Genomic DNA, 17,284 nt, shown 5'->3' on the forward strand with positions numbered 1-17,284 from the left:
CTCGCCCCCCTCGGGTAGGTGGCCCGGCCCGGCGTATTCGGCGCGGGTCGGGATCTTCGGCCCGTCCGGCGTTCGAGGAAGAGGCCGTTCAGGCCGATGCGGGGGTTCGGGGGCGCGGCCCCCGAGGCGACGGCAGGCTCAGTGCCGGGTCAGCAGGGACCGGAGCGTCAGCAGTCGGGCGAGCGCCAGCACCGGGAGCAGGAGGCGATGGTCGAACAGCTCGACCGCCCCCGCACCGACCGCCAGCCCGAGCGCGTTCGGCGCGAACATCAGGGTGTTCGCGGTGGCGGCGGCACGCCCGAGCAGCCGCCCCGGCGTCTCGCGCTGCACGGCGGTGTACGCGGCGATCAGCACACACGGGAGCCCGGCCCCGATCGCGGCACTGCACACCAGGGCCACCCCGTCGGACGCCACCGCACGCGACCCGGCCGCGACCGCCGTCAGAGCGATCCCGTACGCGGCGAAACGGCGCTCACCCCACCGCCGCAACAGCGGGCCCGAGGCCAGGCCGGTCAGAACCGAACCGGCGCCCTGGGCGGCGTAGAGGAGACCGGCGTACGCGGGGGAGTGGCCCAGTCCCTCGACGACGGCGTAGAGCATGGCGCCGTTGAGGCCCGCGAAGAGCATCGTCGTACCGCCGGCCAGGACCAGCGGCCGGAGCTCCGGGTGCCCCAGGAGGTACCGCGCGCCCGTGGCCGTCCGGGACCGCCGGCCCTCGGCGTCCGGGGCGGGCGGCGCTTCCCGGACCCGCAGCAGCGCGCACACCCCGGCCGCCAGCGCGAACGTCACCGCGTCGAGAAGCGCGACCCGCGCGCCGCCGTACGCCGCGTACAGGGCAGCCCCGGCCGGCGGCGCCAGCAGCTTCATGCCCTCGTTGGCCGTCATGCGCAGCCCGTTGAAGTCCCCGAGGAGGCTCCGGTCGACCGCCGCCGCCATCAGCGCGGACTCGGCGGCGTCGTGGACCACGCCCGCCGCGCCGTAGACCAGGAGCACCGCGAACAGGATCCACAGCTGGCCCGGGGCGTCCACGACGAGGAGGGCGGGCAGCAGCACCGCCAGCGCCAGATTCGTGCCGATCAGCAGGGGCCGGCGACGGATGCGGTCCGCGAGCGTGCCCAGGAGAGGGCCGACGAGTGTGGGGGCCCAGAGCGCGAACACGCACAGGGCCGCCAGACCGTTCGAGCCCGTCAGGTCCTTGACCCAGATGCCCGACACCAGCCACATCGCCGACGAGCCGAAGCCGGAGACCACCACCGCGGTCAGATAGAGGCCCGCGTCGCGGTCCCGCAGCACACGCGTCACTGTCCATGTCATGGCAGGTGATCGTGGTCCTAAGGGGGGCCGGCGGAGATCGGGCAAGTGCCCTGAACCGGCGTGTTCCTCCACCCCTCGCTTCTTCGCACCGCACGCCTTCAACGGCGGCCCGCACCCCGCACCCCGCGCACTCGCCCCCGGGCGCCGCGCCGATGAGTTCTCGGTGCGACGCCCGTCTACCCCACGAGCGGACTCTGTGCGAATTCGGAACCGAGGAGCAGCCGATGACCGACCCGACTCTCGACCTGGGGCCGCAGGCCCTGATCGTCGCGCGACTCGTGGCGGGGGTGACGGAGCGGCAGCTCGACGACGTCACCCCCTGCCCGGCCTACGCGGTGCACCACATGCTCGGGCACATCGGCGGACTGGCCGTCGCCTTCTGCGACGCCGGACGCAAGAACCTGGGCGCCAGGACCGACACCAGCCCGGACACGGCCGTGCCGGACATCGCCCCCGACTGGCGCGAGAGCCTGCCGAAGGCACTCGACGAACTCGTGGAGGTCTGGCGCGACCCGGCCGCCTGGGAGGGGGAGACCCGAGCGGGCGGGGTGACCCTGCCGGGCGCCGTCGCCGGTGCGGTGGTCGCCGACGAACTGGTCGTGCACGGTTGGGACCTGGCCCGCGCCACCGGCCAGGAGTACGAGCCCGACCCGGCCGCGCTGCACGCGTCGTACGGCTTCCTCGCCGCGGCCGCCCAGGACCCCGGCCGGGGCGGAGGCGTGTTCGGCCCCGTGGTGCCGGTGCCGGACGACGCGCCGTTGCTGGACCTTCTGATCGCCCTCAGCGGCCGCGACCCCGGCTGGAAGTCCTAGGCCGTGTTGCGAAGTCCCGCCTGCCTCGCGACTCCGGGCGGACGGCGGGACTTTCGCAACACGCCCTGTCCCACCCGGAGTTCCCGGGCCCCGTCCGAAGCCCCGCCCAGGGCTTCGGACGGGGCCTTCCGCGATTCGCCCCCTTTCTTTTCTTTCTTCGGTCCGAAGCGTTGACGAAACACGAGCGCGCTCCTACGTTCATCGCGTCGTACTTCGTACGTCATATATGAGACGCGATACGTGAGATCCGATACGTGAGATCCGAGAGGCGCGCATGACCTCTGTGCCCATACCGATACCGTCCCGCACGCAGTTCGTGCTGGAGGGCATCAAACACCGCATCCTCACCGGGCAGCTGACGCCCGGTCAGGCCCTGGTCGAGAGCGAGCTCGCCGCGCAGTTCGGGGTGTCAAAGACGCCCGTGCGCGAGGCGCTCAAGACCCTGGCCGGTACCGGACTCGTCGTGATGAACCAGTACAAGGGCGTCACGGTGCGCATGGTGGACGCGGACATGGCGCGTGAGGTGTACGACGTCCGGCTGCTGCTGGAGCCGGAAGCGCTGCGCCGGTCCGTCCTGCGCGGAGCCACGCTCGCCGCCGCACGGGACGCGCTGACCCGCGCCGACGAAGCCACCGACACCGCCGAACGCTCCCTGGCCAACCGGGAGTTCCACCGCGCCCTGTACGTGTCCTGCGGCAACCCCCTGCTGGGCCGCATGCTCGACGAGGTCCGCGACCAGGCCGCCCTGGTCTCCGCGGTCGCCTGGGCGGCCGACCCGTCCTGGGAGCGCGAGGCCGGCGAACACCGGGAGATCCTGCGCCTGGCCCTCGACGACGACGCGGACGGCGCGGCCCGCGCGCTGCACGCCCACATCGAGTCGTTCGTGCGACGGGCCTTCCCCCCGGCCCGGCAGGAGGACGGACGGGAATGACAGCGACGTACGAGGCCCAACGGGCGGCGCTCGCCGAGGTCGTGGCGATCCCCGTGACCCCCTTCGCGCAGGACGGGACGGTCGACCGCGACACCCACCGGTCCCTGCTGCGCCGGCTGCTCGACGGCGGGGTCCGCACCCTCACACCCAACGGCAACACCGGCGAGTTCTACGCCCTGACCCCCGAAGAGCGGCAGCTCGTCACGGAGTTGACCATCGACGAGGCGGGTGACCGGGCTGCCGTCCTGGTCGGGGTCGGGCACGACGTACCGACCGCCGTCGCCTCCGCCCGGCACGCCCGCACGCTCGGGGCGGCGATGGTGATGGTCCATCAGCCCGTCCACCCGTACGTCTCGGAGGGCGGCTGGCTCGACTACCACCGGGCCGTCGCCGAGTCCGTGCCGGAGCTGGGCGTCGTGCCCTACATCCGCAACCCCCGGCTCCCGGGCGCCAGGCTCGCCGAACTCGCCGACGCCTGCCCGAACGTGATCGGCGTCAAGTACGCCGTCCCGGACGCCGCCCGCTTCGCCGCCTTCGCCCGTGACGCGGGACTCGAACGGTTCGTGTGGGTGGCGGGGCTCGCCGAGCCCTACGCGCCCTCCTACTTCTCGGCGGGTGCCACCGGGTTCACCTCCGGCCTGGTGAACGTCGCCCCGTCGCTCTCGCTCAACATGATCGAGGCGCTCCGCTCCGGCGACTACCCGGCCGCCATGAAGGTCTGGGAGCAGATCCGCCGCTTCGAGGAACTGCGCGCCGCCGACGCCTCCGCCAACAACGTGACCGTGGTCAAGGAGGCGCTCGCCTCGCTCGGTCTGTGCCAGCGCGAGGTCCGCCCGCCGAGCAGGGAGCTGTCCGAGTCCGAGCGGTCGGAAGTCGCCGCCATCGCCGCGGGATGGCCGCTGTGAGCACGGGGCGGGAGAGGAGGCGCCCGGAGGACCTCAGGAGCCACCAGTGGTACGGCACCGACGGACTGCGCTCCTTCAGCCACCGGGCCAGGACCCGCCAGCTCGGCTATCTGCCCGAGGAGCACCTCGGCAAGCCGGTCATCGCGATCCTGAACACCTGGTCCGACATCAACCCGTGCCACGTCCACCTCCGGGACCGGGCGCAGGCCGTGAAGCGGGGCGTGTGGCAGGCCGGGGGCTTCCCACTGGAGTTCCCGGTGTCCACCCTCAGCGAGACCTTCCAGAAGCCGACCCCGATGCTCTACCGCAACCTGCTCGCCCTGGAGACGGAGGAGCTGCTGCGCTCCTACCCGGTGGACGGCGCGGTGCTGATGGGCGGCTGCGACAAGTCCACCCCCGCCCTGCTGATGGGTGCGGCCTCCGTGGACCTGCCGGCCGTCTTCGTGCCCGCCGGGCCGATGCTGCCCGGTCACTGGCGCGACGAGGTCCTCGGCTCCGGCACCGACATGTGGAAGTACTGGGACGACAGGCGCGCCGGACTCATCGGAGACTGCGAGATGACCGAACTGGAGAGCGGCCTCGCGCGGTCCCCCGGCCACTGCATGACCATGGGGACGGCGTCCACGCTCACCGCCGCCGCCGAGGCGCTCGGGGTGACGGTCCCGGGCGCGTCCAGCATCCCGGCCGTGGACTCCGGTCACGACCGGATGGCGGCCGCCGCGGGCCTGCGGATCGTCGACCTCGTGCACCGGGACCGGAAGCTGTCCGACATCCTCACCGAGGAGGCCTTCACGGACGCCGTGACGACGGTCCTCGGGCTCGGCGGCTCCACCAACGCCGTCATCCACCTGATCGCCATGGCCGGACGCGCGGGCGTCACCCTCACGCTCGACGACTTCGACCGGATCGCGCGGACCGTGCCGGTGCTCGCCAACGTAAGGCCCGGCGGCCGGACGTACCTGATGGAGGACTTCCACTTCGCCGGCGGTCTGCCCGGGTTCCTGTCACGGATCACGGACCTGCTGCACCTGGACCGGCCGACGGTGTCGTACGACACCCTGCGCGAGCAACTGGCCACCGCCCGGGTGCACGACGACGACGTCATCCGCCCCCGGGACAACCCCGTCGCCGCCGAGGGAGGTGTCGCCGTCCTGCGCGGCAACCTCTGCCCCGACGGCGCGGTCATCAAGCACATCGCCGCCGAGCCGCGGCTGCTCAAGCACACCGGGCCGGCGGTCGTCTTCGACGACTACCGGACGATGCAGCGGACCATCGACGACCCGTCCCTCGGCATCACGGCGGACAGTGTGCTGGTGTTGCGCGGCTCCGGGCCCAAGGGCGGTCCCGGCATGCCCGAGTACGGCATGCTGCCCATCCCCGACCACCTGTTGAAGCAGGGCGTACGGGACATGGTCCGGATCTCCGACGCCCGGATGAGCGGTACGAGTTACGGCGCCTGCGTCCTGCACGTGGCGCCCGAGTCGCACGTCGGCGGCCCGCTCGCCCTGGTCCGGACCGGCGACACGATCATCCTGGACGTCGAGGCGCGATCGCTCCGGCTCGACGTGGACGACGAGGAGCTGGCTCGGCGCAAGGCGCTGTGGACGGCACCGCCCGAGCGGTACGAGCGCGGCTACGGGGCGCTCTACAACGAGCAGATCACCCAGGCCGACACCGGCTGCGACTTCGCGTTCCTGGCCCGGCCGGGCAAAGTGCCGGATCCCTACGCCGGGTGAGGGCGGTCCGCGAGGACCGCGCCCCCGGCCGACCACCCGGACGGCACCTCCGAAGCGCGCAGACCCATGCGCGCGTAGCAAGCGCTTCCTGTCCCGTCGGAACCGACGCCGGAACCGACGCCGGAACCGACACCGGACCCCGCCGGAACCGACACCGGCAGCAAGCGTTCCACGGCACCCGCAAGAACGGAGAACAGTCATGGCCCAAGCCGCAGCCGTGGCGAAACAGCCCGCGCCGCTCCGGCGGCGCCGCGGCTCGGCGACGCCCCGCAGGCTCCCGTATCTGCTGATCGCCCCCGCGGGACTGCTGATGCTGGGCTTCATCGCCTACCCGGTCATCAGCGTCTTCTACTACAGCCTGCAGAACTACAACCCCACCAAGCCGTGGCGCAACGGGTTCGCGGGCTTCGACAACTTCGTGCACGCCTTCACCGCCGACCCCCAGTTCTGGGACACGCTGACCTTCAGCGCCCAGTGGGTCGTCGTCGAGGTCGGTCTGCAACTGCTGTTCGGCCTTGCGCTGGCACTGATCGTCAACCAGACCTTCGTGGGCCGCGCGGTCGGCCGGGCGCTGGTCTTCTCGCCGTGGGCCGTCTCCGGGGTGCTGACCTCCGCGATCTGGGTACTGCTCTACAACTCCCAGACCGGCATCACCCGTTACCTCGCGGACGCGGGCATCGGCCAGTACGGCACCAGCTGGCTGTCGGACACCGCCACCGTCTTCCCGGCGGCCGTCGTCGCCGACCTGTGGCGCGGTGTGCCCTTCTTCGCGATCCTCATCCTGGCCGACCTCCAGTCAGTCTCCAAGGACCTGTACGAGGCCGCCGAGGTGGACGGCGCGAGCCGCTTCCGGCAGTTCCTGCACATCACCCTGCCGCACTTGAAGGACGCCATCATCCTGTCCACCCTGCTGCGCGCCGTCTGGGAGTTCAACAACGTCGACCTGCTCTACACCCTGACCGGCGGTGGGCCCGCGGGCGAGACGACCACCCTTCCCCTCTACATCGCCAACACCAGTGTCGACGCTCACAACTTCGGCTACGCGTCCGCCCTCACCACGGTCGCGTTCGTGATTCTGCTCTTCTGCTCGATCGTCTATCTGCGGCTGAGCAAGTTCGGAGGCGGGGACAAGTGATCACCGAGGACGTCACCGTCGGCGCCCCCGCGGCACCGGCCCCCGCCGCCGAGGAACCCCGGCAGCGTCCGGGCGCGAGGCGCCGTGCCTGGGACGAGGTCCCGCGGTGGCACATCTACCTCCCGCTCGGCGTCTACCTGCTCTTCACCCTGATCCCCTTCTACTGGATCCTGCTCTTCGCGCTCCGCCCGGCAGGCTCCACCTCACTGGTGCCGTGGCCCATGACCTTCGAGCACTTCGACAAGGTGTGGACCGAGCGCAGTTTCGGGACCTACTTCCAGAACAGCGTGCTCATCGCCGTCGCCACGCTCGTCATGACGACCGTGGTCGCCCTGGCCGGCGGATACGCCCTGGCCCGCTTCGACTTCAGGATCAAACGCGGGTTCATGCTGGCTCTGCTGTGTTCCCAGTTCGTCCCGGGGGCACTGCTGCTGGTACCGCTGTTCCAGATCTTCGCCAAGCTCCAGATGATCAACTCGCTGGGCAGCGTCGTCATCGCCGAGACGGTGTTCCAGCTGCCGCTGTCGATGATCCTCATCAGCGGGTTCATCAGGAACGTGCCGTACTCACTGGAAGAGGCCGCCTGGGTCGACGGCTGCGGCCGCCTCACCTCCTTCCGGATCGTCGTGCTCCCGCTGCTGCGCCCGGGGTTGATCGCGGTCGGCTCCTTCGCCTTCGTGCACGCCTGGAACCACTTCCTGTTCGCCCTGATGTTCCTCAGCGACCAGAGCAAGCAGACGATCCCGGTCGGCCTCAACACCCTGATGAGCGCCGACAGCGTCGACCTGGGGGCGCTCGCCGCGGGCGGCATCATCGCCGCCGTCCCCGTTGTCATCGTGTTCGCCTTCATCCAGAAGTGGCTGATCACCGGCTTCAGCGCGGGGGCGGTGAAGGGATGAGCGGAAGGAACACGCCGGGCGGGGAACTCCCGCTGCCGGTCGTCCTCGCGGGGGCGCGCGGCCACGGCCGCTGGCACCTGGGCAACATCCGCAGGCTCCAGGACAAGGGCCTCGTACGGCTGGCCGGCATCTGCGAGCCGAACCCGCTCACGCCGGCCGAACTCAAGGCGGCGTTCGGGGACTTCGCGGACTCCGGGGGCCGGTCTCCCGAGCAGGCCGCCGACTTCGGGGCCCTGCTCGACTCCACCGCCGCCGCGATCGCGGTGATCTGCACGCCCATCCCGACCCACACCGACCTGGCGCTCGTCGCCGCCGCCAGGGGCGTGCACCTCCTGCTGGAGAAGCCCCCCGCGCCCTCGTACGCCGAGTTCCGCCGGATGGCCGACGGCGTCGCGGCGGCCGGGGTCGCCTGCCAGATCGGCTTCCAGTCGCTCGGCTCGCACGCGCTGCCGGCGATCCGGGAGATGATCGCGGCGGGTGTGCTCGGCACGGTCACCGGGATCGGCGCGGCGGGTGCCTGGGCGCGCGACGAGGCCTACTACCGCAGGGCGGCATGGGCGGGCAAGCGCCGCCTGAACGGCGTGGACGTGATCGACGGGGCCCTCACCAACCCCCTCGCGCACGCCGTCGTCACCGCCCTCGCCCTGCACGGGGCCACCCGTGCCGAGGACGTCGCCGCGATCGAGACCGAGCTGCTGCGCGCCAACGACATCGAGTCCGACGACACCTCCTGCGTACGTGTCACCACCCCCTGGGGCAGGGTCGCCGTCGCCGCCACGCTCTGCGCCGAGCGGCCCGGCGAGCCGTACGTCCTGGTGCACGGCAGCGGCGGCCGGATCACCTTCTGGTACAAGCTCGACCGCGTACTGGTACAGCGGACGGGACACGGCCCGGAGGAGATCGAGTACGGGCGTACGGACCTGTTGGAGAACCTGGTCGCCCATCTGACCGACGGCGACGAGCTGCTGGTCGCACCGGATTCGACGGGCGCCTTCATGAAGGTCGTCGAGGCGATCCGCCGGGCCCCCGACCCGGTCGCGCTGCCCGCGGGGGCCTGGGAGACGGTCGCCGCGGAGAACCGCCGGATCGTGCGCGGCATCGACGGACTCGTCGCGACGGCGGCCGACACCCTCGCCCTGTACTCCGAACTGGGCGCCTCCTGGGCGCCCCCGAACGAGGTGAGCTCCGGATGAACACCGCGCCCCACCACGAGTCGCCGGTCCTGCGCGTCGCGGGCCGTCCGGTCGGCCGGTACCACACCCGCCCCGAGCTGTCCCCCCGGCTCTCCCCTCGTCCGTACCTCCACCCGGTGACCACCCTGGCCGGCACGGCGGTCACCGAGTCCAGCCCCGCCGACCACCTCCACCACCTCGGCGTCGGTGTCGCCGTTCCCGACGTCGAGGGGCACAACTTCTGGGGCGGGCGCACCTATGTACGCGACCAGGGGCCCACCGAGCTCGCCAACCACGGCACCCAGCGGCACGCCGGCTTCCGGCTGAGCGACCCTGACGGCTTCGTGGAGGAACTGCGCTGGTTGGCCGCGGGCGGCGAACTGCTGCGTGAGCACCGGACCGTCGCCGCGACCCGGCTCACCGACTCCGCCTGGGCGCTGGACTTCACCTTCTCGCTGACGAACACGACCGCGAAGCCCCTCTCCATCGGCAGCCCGGCCACCAACGGGCGGCCCGGCGCGGCCTACGGCGGTTTCTTCTGGCGGGCCCGCAAGGAGTCCAGGGCGCCGCGCGTGTTCACCGCCGAAACCGAGGGCGTGGAGGCGGTGCACGGCACCCGCGCCGACTGGCTGGCGCTCGCGGGCGCCAGCTGGACCCTGGTCTTCGCCGGGGCCACCGAACGGACCCGCCGCGACCCGTGGTTCGTGCGCACCGCCGAGTACCCGGGCGTCGGTTCCTGCCTCGCGCACACCGAGCGGCTGCCCGTCGGGGCGGGGGACACCGTCGTACGGCGGGTCGTGACCGTCGTCGCGGACGGCGCCCTCGGCCGGGGCGAGGCCGCCGCGCTCGTCCGCACGGCGGTGAGCCCCTGATGGGCCTTCCCTCCTCCGACCTCGGCGACGGCACCTACCGCAACCCCGTTCTCGACGCCGACTGGTCCGACCCCGATCTGCTCCGTGTCGGGGACGACTTCTACCTCACCGCCTCCAGCTTCGGCCGGGTGCCGGGCCTGCCGCTGCTGCACTCCCGCGACCTGGTCAACTGGACGCTCGTCGGCCACGCGCTGCAACGCCTCGAACCGGTGCGGGAGTTCAGCGTGCCCCGGCACGACTGCGGGGTGTGGGCGCCGTCGCTGCGGCATCACGACGACCGGTTCTGGATCTTCTGGGGTGACCCCGACCACGGCGTCTTCCAGGTCAACGCCCCCGAGATCCGCGGCCCCTGGACCCGGCCGCACCTCGTCAAGGAGGGGAAGGGGCTGATCGACGCCTGCCCGCTGTGGGACGAGGAGACCGGAGAGGCCTACCTCGTGCACGCCTGGGCCAGATCCCGTTCGGGCGTGAAGAACCGGCTCACAGGGCACCGGATGCGCCCCGACGGCACCGGACTGCTCGACGAGGGCGAGGTGATCATCGACGCGGACCGGATCCCCGGCTGGTTCACCCTCGAAGGGCCCAAGGCCTACCGGCACGACGGCTGGTTCTGGATCTTCGCGCCCGCCGGGGGAGTGGAGACCGGCTGGCAGGGCGCCTTCCGCTCGCGCGGCTTCTTCGGCCCGTACGAGGAGCGGGTGGTGCTGGAGCAGGGGAAGACCGCGGTCAACGGCCCGCACCAGGGCGGCTGGGTGCGCACGCCGGCCGGCGAGGACTGGTTCGCGCACTTCCAGCACCGCGGCCCGTACGGGCGGGTCGTGCACCTTCAGCCGATGCGCTGGGACGGACCGGACGGTTGGCCCGTGCTCGGTGACGAGGGCGCCCCCGTCACCGTGCACCCGAAGCCCGATCTGCCGCGACAGCCGCCCTCGGCACCCGCCACCGACGACGACTTCCCGGGCGGCCGGTTCGGGCGGCAGTGGCAGTGGACCGCCAACCCGCAGGCGGGGTGGGCGACCCAGCACTCCTCCGACGGGCTGCGGCTGACCTGCGTACGGACGGCGGACGCGGACGATCTGCGCAGGCTGCCGCACGTCCTGACCCAGCGGCTGCCCGGGATCGCCGCCACCGCCGAGGTCGAGCTGCGGCTCGACAGCGAGGAACCCGGCGCGCGGGCGGGACTCGCCGTGCTCGGGGACGCGTTCAGCTGGATCGGGCTCCAGCGTCACCCCGACGGGTCGGTGCGGCTCGTGCACCGGTTCGCCGAGTCCGTCGTGGCCGGGGTGCCTGCCAGGACTTCGGGGCCGTGGGCGAGGGAGCGCGACGCCGCCGCCTCCCGGGAGGCACCCGAGGGCCGGGCCCGGCTGTGGATCGAGACCGGCGCGGGGGCGCGCTGCCGTTTCTCGTACGACGTGGGCGCCGGCCGGGTGTCCTCCGGCCAGGTCTTCGCCGCCACCCCCTGGCGCTGGGTCGGCGCCCTGCTCGGGCTCTTCGCGCTCGCCCCCCTCGGCGCGGGACACGCCGGAGCGGCCTCGTTCACGCGGTTCCGCATCACCGCGACCCCCTGAGGGTCATCCACCGCCATCCGTCTGCCCGTTGGGAGCCGCAGTGCCGCATCTTCCGAGCAAGCGCTTTCCGTTACCGCGTACCGGACATCCGGAGCCGGTGCCGCCCGCACCGGCGGACCATGACCGATCAGACCCCGCAACCCTGCTGGAACCAGAAGAAGAGAGCCGACCAATGAAGATCAGCATCCACAGAACCAGGCGCTCCGCGCTGGCCGTCGTCCTGGGTTCCGTGCTCGCGCTCACCGCCACCGCCTGCGGCGACAACGGCAGCGGGGCGGCGGGGGACAAGGGCGACGAGGGCTCGGGCAAGGGCGAGATCACCTTCTGGGACAACAACGGCGGTGTCCGCACCGACATCTGGAAGCAGATCATCGCGGACTTCGAGAAGAAGTACCCGGACATCAAGGTCAACTACGTGGGCATTCCCGCGGCGAGCGCCCAGTCGAAGTACGACACCGCCATCCAGGGCGGCGGTCTGCCCGACGTCGGCGGTGTGGGTACCGCGATGCTCGCCGAGGTCGCCGTCCAGGGCGCGCTGGAGCCACTGGACAGCCGCCTGGACAAGAGCCCGCTGAAGGGCAGGCTGAGCCAGAACCTGCTCGACGTCAGCCGGGCCGCGGGCGGCGCGGGCAAGCTCTACCAGGTGCCGACCTCCGCGAACAACGGCACGCTGTGGTACCGCACGGACCTCTTCAAGTCGGCCGGCCTGGAAGCGCCGACCACCTGGGCGAAGTTCTACGAAGCCGCCGACAAGCTCACCGACAAGGGCGGGAACCGGTTCGGTTTCACCATCCGAGGCGGCGAGGGGGCCATCGCGCCGGCCCTGGACGCGGTGTACGGCCAGACGGGCCTCACCTCGTTCTGGAAGGGCGACGAAACCACCGTCAACGACCCGAGGAACGTGGCGGCCCTGGAGAAGTACATCGCCCTGTACAAGAAGGACACCCCGTCCGCCGACGTCAACAACGACTTCGCCAAGATGGTCGCCCAGTGGGACAGCGGCAGCATCGGCATGCTGAGCCACAATCTCGGCTCCTACCAGGACCACCTGAAGGCGCTGGGCGCGGGGAAGTTCAGGGGCATCCCGAACCCCACCCAGGACGACGGCACGCGGGTGCAGGTGTCCAACCCGGTCGACGGGCTGAGCCTGTTCAAGTCCGGCAAGAACAAGTCGGCGGCCTGGAAGTTCATCGAGTTCGCGGTCTCGGCCGCGGAGAACTCCAAGTTCAACGAGTCCGCGGGCCAGGTCCCGGCGAACACCGACGCCGCGAAGGACGCCTGGATCCAGCGGGCCGAGCCGACCAAGCTGGCCGCGGAGGCACTCAACGGCGCCGACACCAAGATCGTGCAGCTGCCGTACTACCTGCCCGACTGGAACACCATCTCCAAGGCCGACAACGAGCCCAACTTCCAGAAGCTGCTGCTCGGGAAGATGAGCGCGAAGGACTTCCTGGACACGCTGGCCGACCAGCTCGACAAGGCGCAGGCGGACTGGAAGGCGAATCACTAGTCCGGCCGGTCCGGCGCGCCGATCGCTCCCCCGGTTCGCGCGCAGGTCCGTTCGGCCGGTCCGCCACGCCGGGCGGCCGGTGCGAGGCCGGTCCGGGGGCGCGGGACTGCCCCGCACGGGTTGTCCCGAGGCCCCGGGCCGGTCACGGCGGGTCCGCGCGGACTCCCCGTACGACCCTTCAGCTCCTCCCACCGGAAAGTGAGAGCCGCACCATGATCAATAAGTGTCATGTACGTGTCATTATTGCGCTGGCCGGATGCACCGCCCTCGTCCTGGCCGCCACCGGCACCCCCGCCCAGGCGCGGCCCCGCGACCCGGGCCGCCAGACCCTCCCCGCCGGCGACGGCTGGGGTTCCGCCACCACCGGTACGACCGGAGGCGCCGCCGCCGACGCCGCGCACGTCTACACCGTCGGCACCTGGGCCGAGTTCAAGGCCGCGCTGAACGACGGCTCCACCGCTCCGAGGATCATCAGGGTGAAGGGCGTGATCGACGCCGCCGCCGAGGGCTGCGAGTCCTTCGCCGTGCCGGGCTACGACTTCGACGCCTATCTGAGGAAGTACGCGCCGGAGAACTGGGGGTACGGCACCAACCTGGACGCCGAAGCCGACGACAGCCCCGAAGGCCTGCGCCGCGCCTCCGCCGCCCGCCAGGACGCCGCCGTCAAGGCGGACATCCCCGCCGACACCACTCTCGTGGGCATCGGCAGGAACGCGGGCTTCAGGGGAGCCGCCCTCCAGATCAAGGCCGTGGACAACGTCATCGTCCGCAACCTCACCTTCGAGAGCCCGCTGGACTGTTTCCCGCAGTGGGACCCGACCGACACGGCCGTCGGCAGCTGGAACTCCGAGTACGACAGCGCGGTCGTCCATGGGTCCACCCACGTCTGGCTGGACCACAACACCTTCACCGACGGGGACCACCCCGACAGCTCGCTTCCCGCGTACTTCGGCCGGATCTACGAGCAGCACGACGGTGAGCTGGACATCGTCAGGGGCGCGGACTACGTGACCGCGTCCTGGAACGTGTTCACCGACCACGACAAGACGATCCTGGTCGGCAACAGCGACAGCGCCTCCACGGCCGCGGTCGACCGGGGCCACCTCAAGGTGACCTTCCACCACAACCTGTTCTCGAACCTGGTCGAGCGCGCGCCGCGGGTCCGCTTCGGCCAGGTGGACTCGTACAACAACCACTTCGTCGCGGGCGACGGCTTCTCCTACAGCTACGGCATCGGCATGGAGTCCCGGCTCGTCGCCGAGCACAACGCGTTCACCCTCCCCGGCGGGATCAGCGCGGCGACCGTCCTGAAGAAGTGGAAGGAGGCGCCGCTCACCGCCAGGGACAACTACGTCAACGGGGTGGCGACGGATCTGATCGCCGTGCACAACGCGGAGTTCCCGGCCGAGACGCTGCGGTCCGGCGCCGGATGGACACCGGCCCTGCGGACCCATGTCGATCCGCCGAGGGCGGTACCGGGAATCGTGGACCATCGCGCGGGCGCCGGCAAGGTCTGCTGAGCGTGGCCGAAGTCCCGTTCGGCAGAAGGACGTTCGCCGCCGCGGGCATCGGAGCCGTACTGGCTCCGGCGCTCGCGGCCCCCGCCCGCGCGGCGATCCGGTCACCGTTCGGACGCTACGGCTCGCCCTCCGCCCGCCTCGGCGCGCGCACTCCGCACGTGCACCCCGGGGGCCGCGGCGACCACACCACCGTCCAGGCCGCCGTGGACGCGGCGGGCGGGAGTGGACACGCGCTGGTCCTCGCCCCGGGCACCTACCGCGAGACCGTCGCCGTCGGCGCCGACCGTACGGAGGTGACCTGGATCGGCGCCTCCGGGGACCCGCGGGAGGTCGTCGTGGTGTACGACAACGCGGCCGGCACACCGAAGCCCGGCGGCGGCACCTACGGCACGACCGGGTCGGCCACCACGACCGTGCAGGCCGACGGCTTCACCGCGCGCCTGAACCGTACGGACCTGGCCGGGGCCCCGTACGGCTTCGTCTTCGCCCGCTCCACCGCGTGCGCCGACCCGCGCGGCCACCTGGTCACCCATGGCCGGGTCAGCGGCGAGGCCCCGGACCTGGAGCGGTGATCGGCGTCCCGCCCGATCGGCCCCGACTGAGCTCCGTGGAGCCCGAGTCGGCGACCCGGGAGGTGTTCCTCGGGGACTGGTGCCCGCAACGGTCCGTCCCTCCCCACGTCAATGAGCGCCACCAGGACCGGGCCGTGACACCAGCGGACGAAATGCCGCCAAGGCGTCCGCGCAGTCGGACGCGGCCGGATCCCCCGTGGGCAGGGTGAGGGACAGTGCTTCGGCCGCGCCCAGAACCGCCGACGCGAGTTCGCCCGGCGTCGTGCGGGCGATGACGCCGTCCTCGGAGGCGACGGAGACTCCGTCCCTGGTGCGCCGGAAGACGAGAGCGAACGAGGTGTCGACACCGGTGAAAGTGACCGTTCTGCCATGGCCACGGAGTAGCGTGCCGAGGCTGTCCAGCAGCTGCGTCACGGAGAGGTGGATCATCATGCCCTGGTCGGGAGTACGGCCCGCCGAGTCGGCCGTACCGAGATCCCCGGTGACGGACATGTCACCCAGGTCGAACCCACTGGGGTCACCCTGGCCGGGCCGGACGGTGAAGTGCACAGTGATCACGGGACGTAGCTCTTTCCTACCGGGAAGAAGGTGATGATGCGGTTCCCGTGGATGAGGGAGGAGGCGCTCGTGTGCACCGGCCCCCGTACGTCGTCGACGGCGTCGGCGAAGGTACGCCAGGCGGTCGCCGCGGCCCGCAGCGAACCGGAGTCGGCGTCCGGCCACCACAGTCCCAGCTTCAGCAGGATCTTCTTGGCCTCGTCCTCAACGCTCACCGGCACCGTCGCTCTGCCGGTCCTTGTCCGTGACCTTCACCTCGGTGAACATCCCGGCGATCAACTGGTCGTTGTCCACGTGTCCGTCGGCCAGGTCGTCCATGGCTTCGTGGATGCTCACCAGGCCGAGTACGAGCGTGCCCGCGGCGCTCTCGATCCTCTTCTGCAGGGGTGAGTAGGAGTCACCGCACTCGGAGCCCTGCTTGTCGTCGCCCCAGGGCTTGCCCAGGCCGTCCAGGGTGGTGACGAGAGTGGTGAGCGCTTTGCCGAGGTTCTTCGCCCCTTCCTGGAAGTCGGGCGCCGCCCGCTTCAGATCGGCGGTGCGGATGTGCAGGACCATGCCGTCGCCGTTGCCCTCACCCATGCGGATCTCCCCGTCCGACGCAGCGTTCGCATGTGCGTTCCGACCCTAGGAGAACCGCTTCAAGGGAAGGTCAAGGACATGTCACTGGCGGGCAATGCGTCGACGGAAGCGCTCCCTGTGGGTGAGATATCGATCGGATAAAGACTCTCGCGTGTCGTGGGTGATGCGCGTAGACAGTCGGTGACCTGGTGCGGAACGGCCGGTTAATCAACTCACCCAGATCCGGAGAACCCATGCGGAAGTCCCTCAGAGCGGCGGCCGTCGGTGCCGCCTGTGCCATCGCCGGTGCCGCCCTCTACGGCACCGGTGTCGCCAACGCCGGGCAGTCGACGGCGAACTCGACCCACGAGCCCTACAACATCGGGGTGTTGGTCAAGGACATCGACACCTACTACGGCACCACACTCGACGGCAACGGCGTCTACCAGGCATCCGGCACCAGTCAGTACGCCAAGGACCTCGCGCGCCTGGAGTCGGACGCCGAGCGCCACATCGACAAGGCGGCGCACAAGGCGAGGCACCGGGGCGAGAAGCCGGCGGTCGTCTTCGACATCGACGACACGCTGCTGCTCTCCCTGGACTACGAGAAGAAGACCAACTACACGTACAACTCCGCCACGTGGGCGTCGTACGTGGCCCAGGCCGACCGTCCGGCCGTCTTCGGCACCCCCGAGCTCGTCGCGTACGCCAAGTCCAAGGGCGTCGAGGTCTTCTACAACTCGGGCCTGAAGGAGTCGCAGCGCGTCGACGCGGTCACGAACCTCAGGAAGGTCGGCGCCGACGTCAACCTCGACGCCGCCCACATGTTCCTCAAGGACGCCGCCAACCCGCCCGCGTACCTGAGCTCCTGCGCCACGGCCGCCGCCTGGAACTGCACCACCGTGCAGTACAAGGCCGGTACCCGTAAGCACATCGAGTCCCTCGGGTACGACATCGTCGCCAACTTCGGCGACCAGTACTCGGACCTCGACGGCGGCTACGCGGACAAGACCTACAAGCTGCCGAACCCGACGTACTTCGTCAGCTGACGCGCTCCCGTCCTCCTTGTGGGACAAGGCGAACGCCCCCGCCGGTCGTCACCGGCGGGGGCGCTCCTCTGACTGGCTCCGAGGGGGGCTCAGGCCAGCAGATCCACGGGGCCGGACGACGCACCGGGTTCGGCGGGGCCGAGCCCGTGGAGCCGTCGACCGGTGTCCTTCCT

General features: G+C 71.2%; 16 protein-coding genes and 1 pseudogene. 13 read left to right on the forward strand and 4 right to left on the reverse strand.

What is annotated here, in order from left to right; translation table 11 throughout:
- Nucleotides 1-138 precede the first annotated feature (138 nt).
- Nucleotides 139-1,314: an MFS transporter gene (locus ACFVTC_RS06295; RefSeq protein WP_390124465.1), complete on the reverse strand. Its 1,176-nt coding sequence runs from the start codon at nucleotides 1,312-1,314 to the stop codon at nucleotides 139-141.
- A 224-nt stretch (nucleotides 1,315-1,538) separates the two neighbouring features.
- Here ACFVTC_RS06295 and ACFVTC_RS06300 point away from each other — a divergent pair, with 224 nt between their 5' ends.
- The 12 genes and pseudogenes from ACFVTC_RS06300 to ACFVTC_RS06355 all read left to right on the forward strand — a co-directional run.
- Entirely contained in the window at nucleotides 1,539-2,126 is a 588-nt protein-coding gene (locus ACFVTC_RS06300; RefSeq protein ID WP_390124467.1) for a TIGR03086 family metal-binding protein, read from the forward strand.
- Nucleotides 2,127-2,400: 274 nt separating this feature from the next.
- Nucleotides 2,401-3,057 (forward strand): GntR family transcriptional regulator, encoded by a 657-nt coding sequence (locus ACFVTC_RS06305; RefSeq protein WP_390124469.1) that lies wholly within the window; start codon nucleotides 2,401-2,403, stop codon nucleotides 3,055-3,057.
- A complete protein-coding gene (locus ACFVTC_RS06310) occupies nucleotides 3,054-3,962 on the forward strand; it encodes a dihydrodipicolinate synthase family protein (RefSeq protein ID WP_390124471.1) in 909 nt (302 codons plus the stop codon). Before ACFVTC_RS06305 ends, ACFVTC_RS06310 begins: the two co-directional genes overlap by 4 nt.
- Nucleotides 3,950-5,698 (forward strand): L-arabinonate dehydratase, encoded by a 1,749-nt coding sequence (gene araD, locus ACFVTC_RS06315; protein WP_390124474.1) that lies wholly within the window; start codon nucleotides 3,950-3,952, stop codon nucleotides 5,696-5,698. The genes ACFVTC_RS06310 and araD overlap by 13 nt, the downstream gene beginning before the upstream one ends.
- 199 nt (nucleotides 5,699-5,897) lie before the next feature.
- A complete protein-coding gene (locus tag ACFVTC_RS06320; protein WP_390124476.1) occupies nucleotides 5,898-6,833 on the forward strand; it encodes a carbohydrate ABC transporter permease in 936 nt (311 codons plus the stop codon).
- The gene (locus ACFVTC_RS06325; protein ID WP_390124478.1) at nucleotides 6,830-7,732 is read left to right on the forward strand and encodes a carbohydrate ABC transporter permease; all 903 of its coding nucleotides are present in this window, start codon (nucleotides 6,830-6,832) and stop codon (nucleotides 7,730-7,732) included. Before ACFVTC_RS06320 ends, ACFVTC_RS06325 begins: the two co-directional genes overlap by 4 nt.
- Complete coding sequence (locus tag ACFVTC_RS06330; protein WP_390124480.1) at nucleotides 7,729-8,925, forward strand: Gfo/Idh/MocA family protein; 1,197 nt, start codon at nucleotides 7,729-7,731, stop codon at nucleotides 8,923-8,925. The genes ACFVTC_RS06325 and ACFVTC_RS06330 overlap by 4 nt, the downstream gene beginning before the upstream one ends.
- Nucleotides 8,922-9,776: a PmoA family protein gene (locus ACFVTC_RS06335; protein WP_390124483.1), complete on the forward strand. Its 855-nt coding sequence runs from the start codon at nucleotides 8,922-8,924 to the stop codon at nucleotides 9,774-9,776. The genes ACFVTC_RS06330 and ACFVTC_RS06335 overlap by 4 nt, the downstream gene beginning before the upstream one ends.
- A complete protein-coding gene (locus ACFVTC_RS06340; RefSeq protein WP_390124485.1) occupies nucleotides 9,776-11,344 on the forward strand; it encodes a family 43 glycosylhydrolase in 1,569 nt (522 codons plus the stop codon). The genes ACFVTC_RS06335 and ACFVTC_RS06340 overlap by 1 nt, the downstream gene beginning before the upstream one ends.
- A 172-nt stretch (nucleotides 11,345-11,516) precedes the next feature.
- The gene (locus ACFVTC_RS06345) at nucleotides 11,517-12,854 is read left to right on the forward strand and encodes an ABC transporter substrate-binding protein (RefSeq protein WP_390124488.1); all 1,338 of its coding nucleotides are present in this window, start codon (nucleotides 11,517-11,519) and stop codon (nucleotides 12,852-12,854) included.
- 212 nt (nucleotides 12,855-13,066) lie between these two features.
- The gene (locus ACFVTC_RS06350; RefSeq protein WP_390124491.1) at nucleotides 13,067-14,374 is read left to right on the forward strand and encodes a polysaccharide lyase family 1 protein; all 1,308 of its coding nucleotides are present in this window, start codon (nucleotides 13,067-13,069) and stop codon (nucleotides 14,372-14,374) included.
- A 2-nt stretch (nucleotides 14,375-14,376) separates the two neighbouring features.
- A pseudogene (locus tag ACFVTC_RS06355) lies at nucleotides 14,377-15,032 on the forward strand (hypothetical protein); the annotation flags it as partial.
- A gap of 22 nt (nucleotides 15,033-15,054) precedes the next feature.
- Here ACFVTC_RS06355 and ACFVTC_RS06360 read toward each other — a convergent pair.
- From ACFVTC_RS06360 to ACFVTC_RS06370, 3 genes are read right to left on the reverse strand one after another with little or no spacing between them, the layout of a single operon-like run.
- Nucleotides 15,055-15,504 (reverse strand): hypothetical protein, encoded by a 450-nt coding sequence (locus ACFVTC_RS06360; RefSeq protein WP_390124494.1) that lies wholly within the window; start codon nucleotides 15,502-15,504, stop codon nucleotides 15,055-15,057.
- The gene (locus tag ACFVTC_RS06365; RefSeq protein WP_390124496.1) at nucleotides 15,501-15,719 is read right to left on the reverse strand and encodes a hypothetical protein; all 219 of its coding nucleotides are present in this window, start codon (nucleotides 15,717-15,719) and stop codon (nucleotides 15,501-15,503) included. The genes ACFVTC_RS06360 and ACFVTC_RS06365 overlap by 4 nt, the downstream gene beginning before the upstream one ends.
- Nucleotides 15,709-16,083: a hypothetical protein gene (locus ACFVTC_RS06370; protein ID WP_390124498.1), complete on the reverse strand. Its 375-nt coding sequence runs from the start codon at nucleotides 16,081-16,083 to the stop codon at nucleotides 15,709-15,711. The genes ACFVTC_RS06365 and ACFVTC_RS06370 overlap by 11 nt, the downstream gene beginning before the upstream one ends.
- A 233-nt stretch (nucleotides 16,084-16,316) precedes the next feature.
- Here ACFVTC_RS06370 and ACFVTC_RS06375 point away from each other — a divergent pair, with 233 nt between their 5' ends.
- Complete coding sequence (locus tag ACFVTC_RS06375) at nucleotides 16,317-17,111, forward strand: HAD family acid phosphatase (RefSeq protein WP_390124500.1); 795 nt, start codon at nucleotides 16,317-16,319, stop codon at nucleotides 17,109-17,111.
- Nucleotides 17,112-17,284 lie beyond the last annotated feature (173 nt).

Source organism: Streptomyces sp. NPDC057950 (assembly GCF_042887295.1).
GTDB lineage: Bacteria > Actinomycetota > Actinomycetes > Streptomycetales > Streptomycetaceae > Streptomyces > Streptomyces kaempferi.

Coding starts and splice junctions, on each gene's coding strand:
- araD (WP_390124474.1), top strand. CDS start 3,950: ATGGCCGCTGTGAGCACGGGGCGGGAGAGGAGGCGCCCGGAGGACCTC.
- ACFVTC_RS06300 (WP_390124467.1), top strand. CDS start 1,539: ATGACCGACCCGACTCTCGACCTGGGGCCGCAGGCCCTGATCGTCGCG.
- ACFVTC_RS06335 (WP_390124483.1), top strand. CDS start 8,922: ATGAACACCGCGCCCCACCACGAGTCGCCGGTCCTGCGCGTCGCGGGC.
- ACFVTC_RS06345 (WP_390124488.1), top strand. CDS start 11,517: ATGAAGATCAGCATCCACAGAACCAGGCGCTCCGCGCTGGCCGTCGTC.
- ACFVTC_RS06310 (WP_390124471.1), top strand. CDS start 3,054: ATGACAGCGACGTACGAGGCCCAACGGGCGGCGCTCGCCGAGGTCGTG.
- ACFVTC_RS06295 (WP_390124465.1), bottom strand. CDS start 1,314: ATGACATGGACAGTGACGCGTGTGCTGCGGGACCGCGACGCGGGCCTC.
- ACFVTC_RS06340 (WP_390124485.1), top strand. CDS start 9,776: ATGGGCCTTCCCTCCTCCGACCTCGGCGACGGCACCTACCGCAACCCC.
- ACFVTC_RS06330 (WP_390124480.1), top strand. CDS start 7,729: ATGAGCGGAAGGAACACGCCGGGCGGGGAACTCCCGCTGCCGGTCGTC.
- ACFVTC_RS06350 (WP_390124491.1), top strand. CDS start 13,067: ATGATCAATAAGTGTCATGTACGTGTCATTATTGCGCTGGCCGGATGC.
- ACFVTC_RS06305 (WP_390124469.1), top strand. CDS start 2,401: ATGACCTCTGTGCCCATACCGATACCGTCCCGCACGCAGTTCGTGCTG.
- ACFVTC_RS06320 (WP_390124476.1), top strand. CDS start 5,898: ATGGCCCAAGCCGCAGCCGTGGCGAAACAGCCCGCGCCGCTCCGGCGG.
- ACFVTC_RS06370 (WP_390124498.1), bottom strand. CDS start 16,083: ATGGGTGAGGGCAACGGCGACGGCATGGTCCTGCACATCCGCACCGCC.
- ACFVTC_RS06375 (WP_390124500.1), top strand. CDS start 16,317: ATGCGGAAGTCCCTCAGAGCGGCGGCCGTCGGTGCCGCCTGTGCCATC.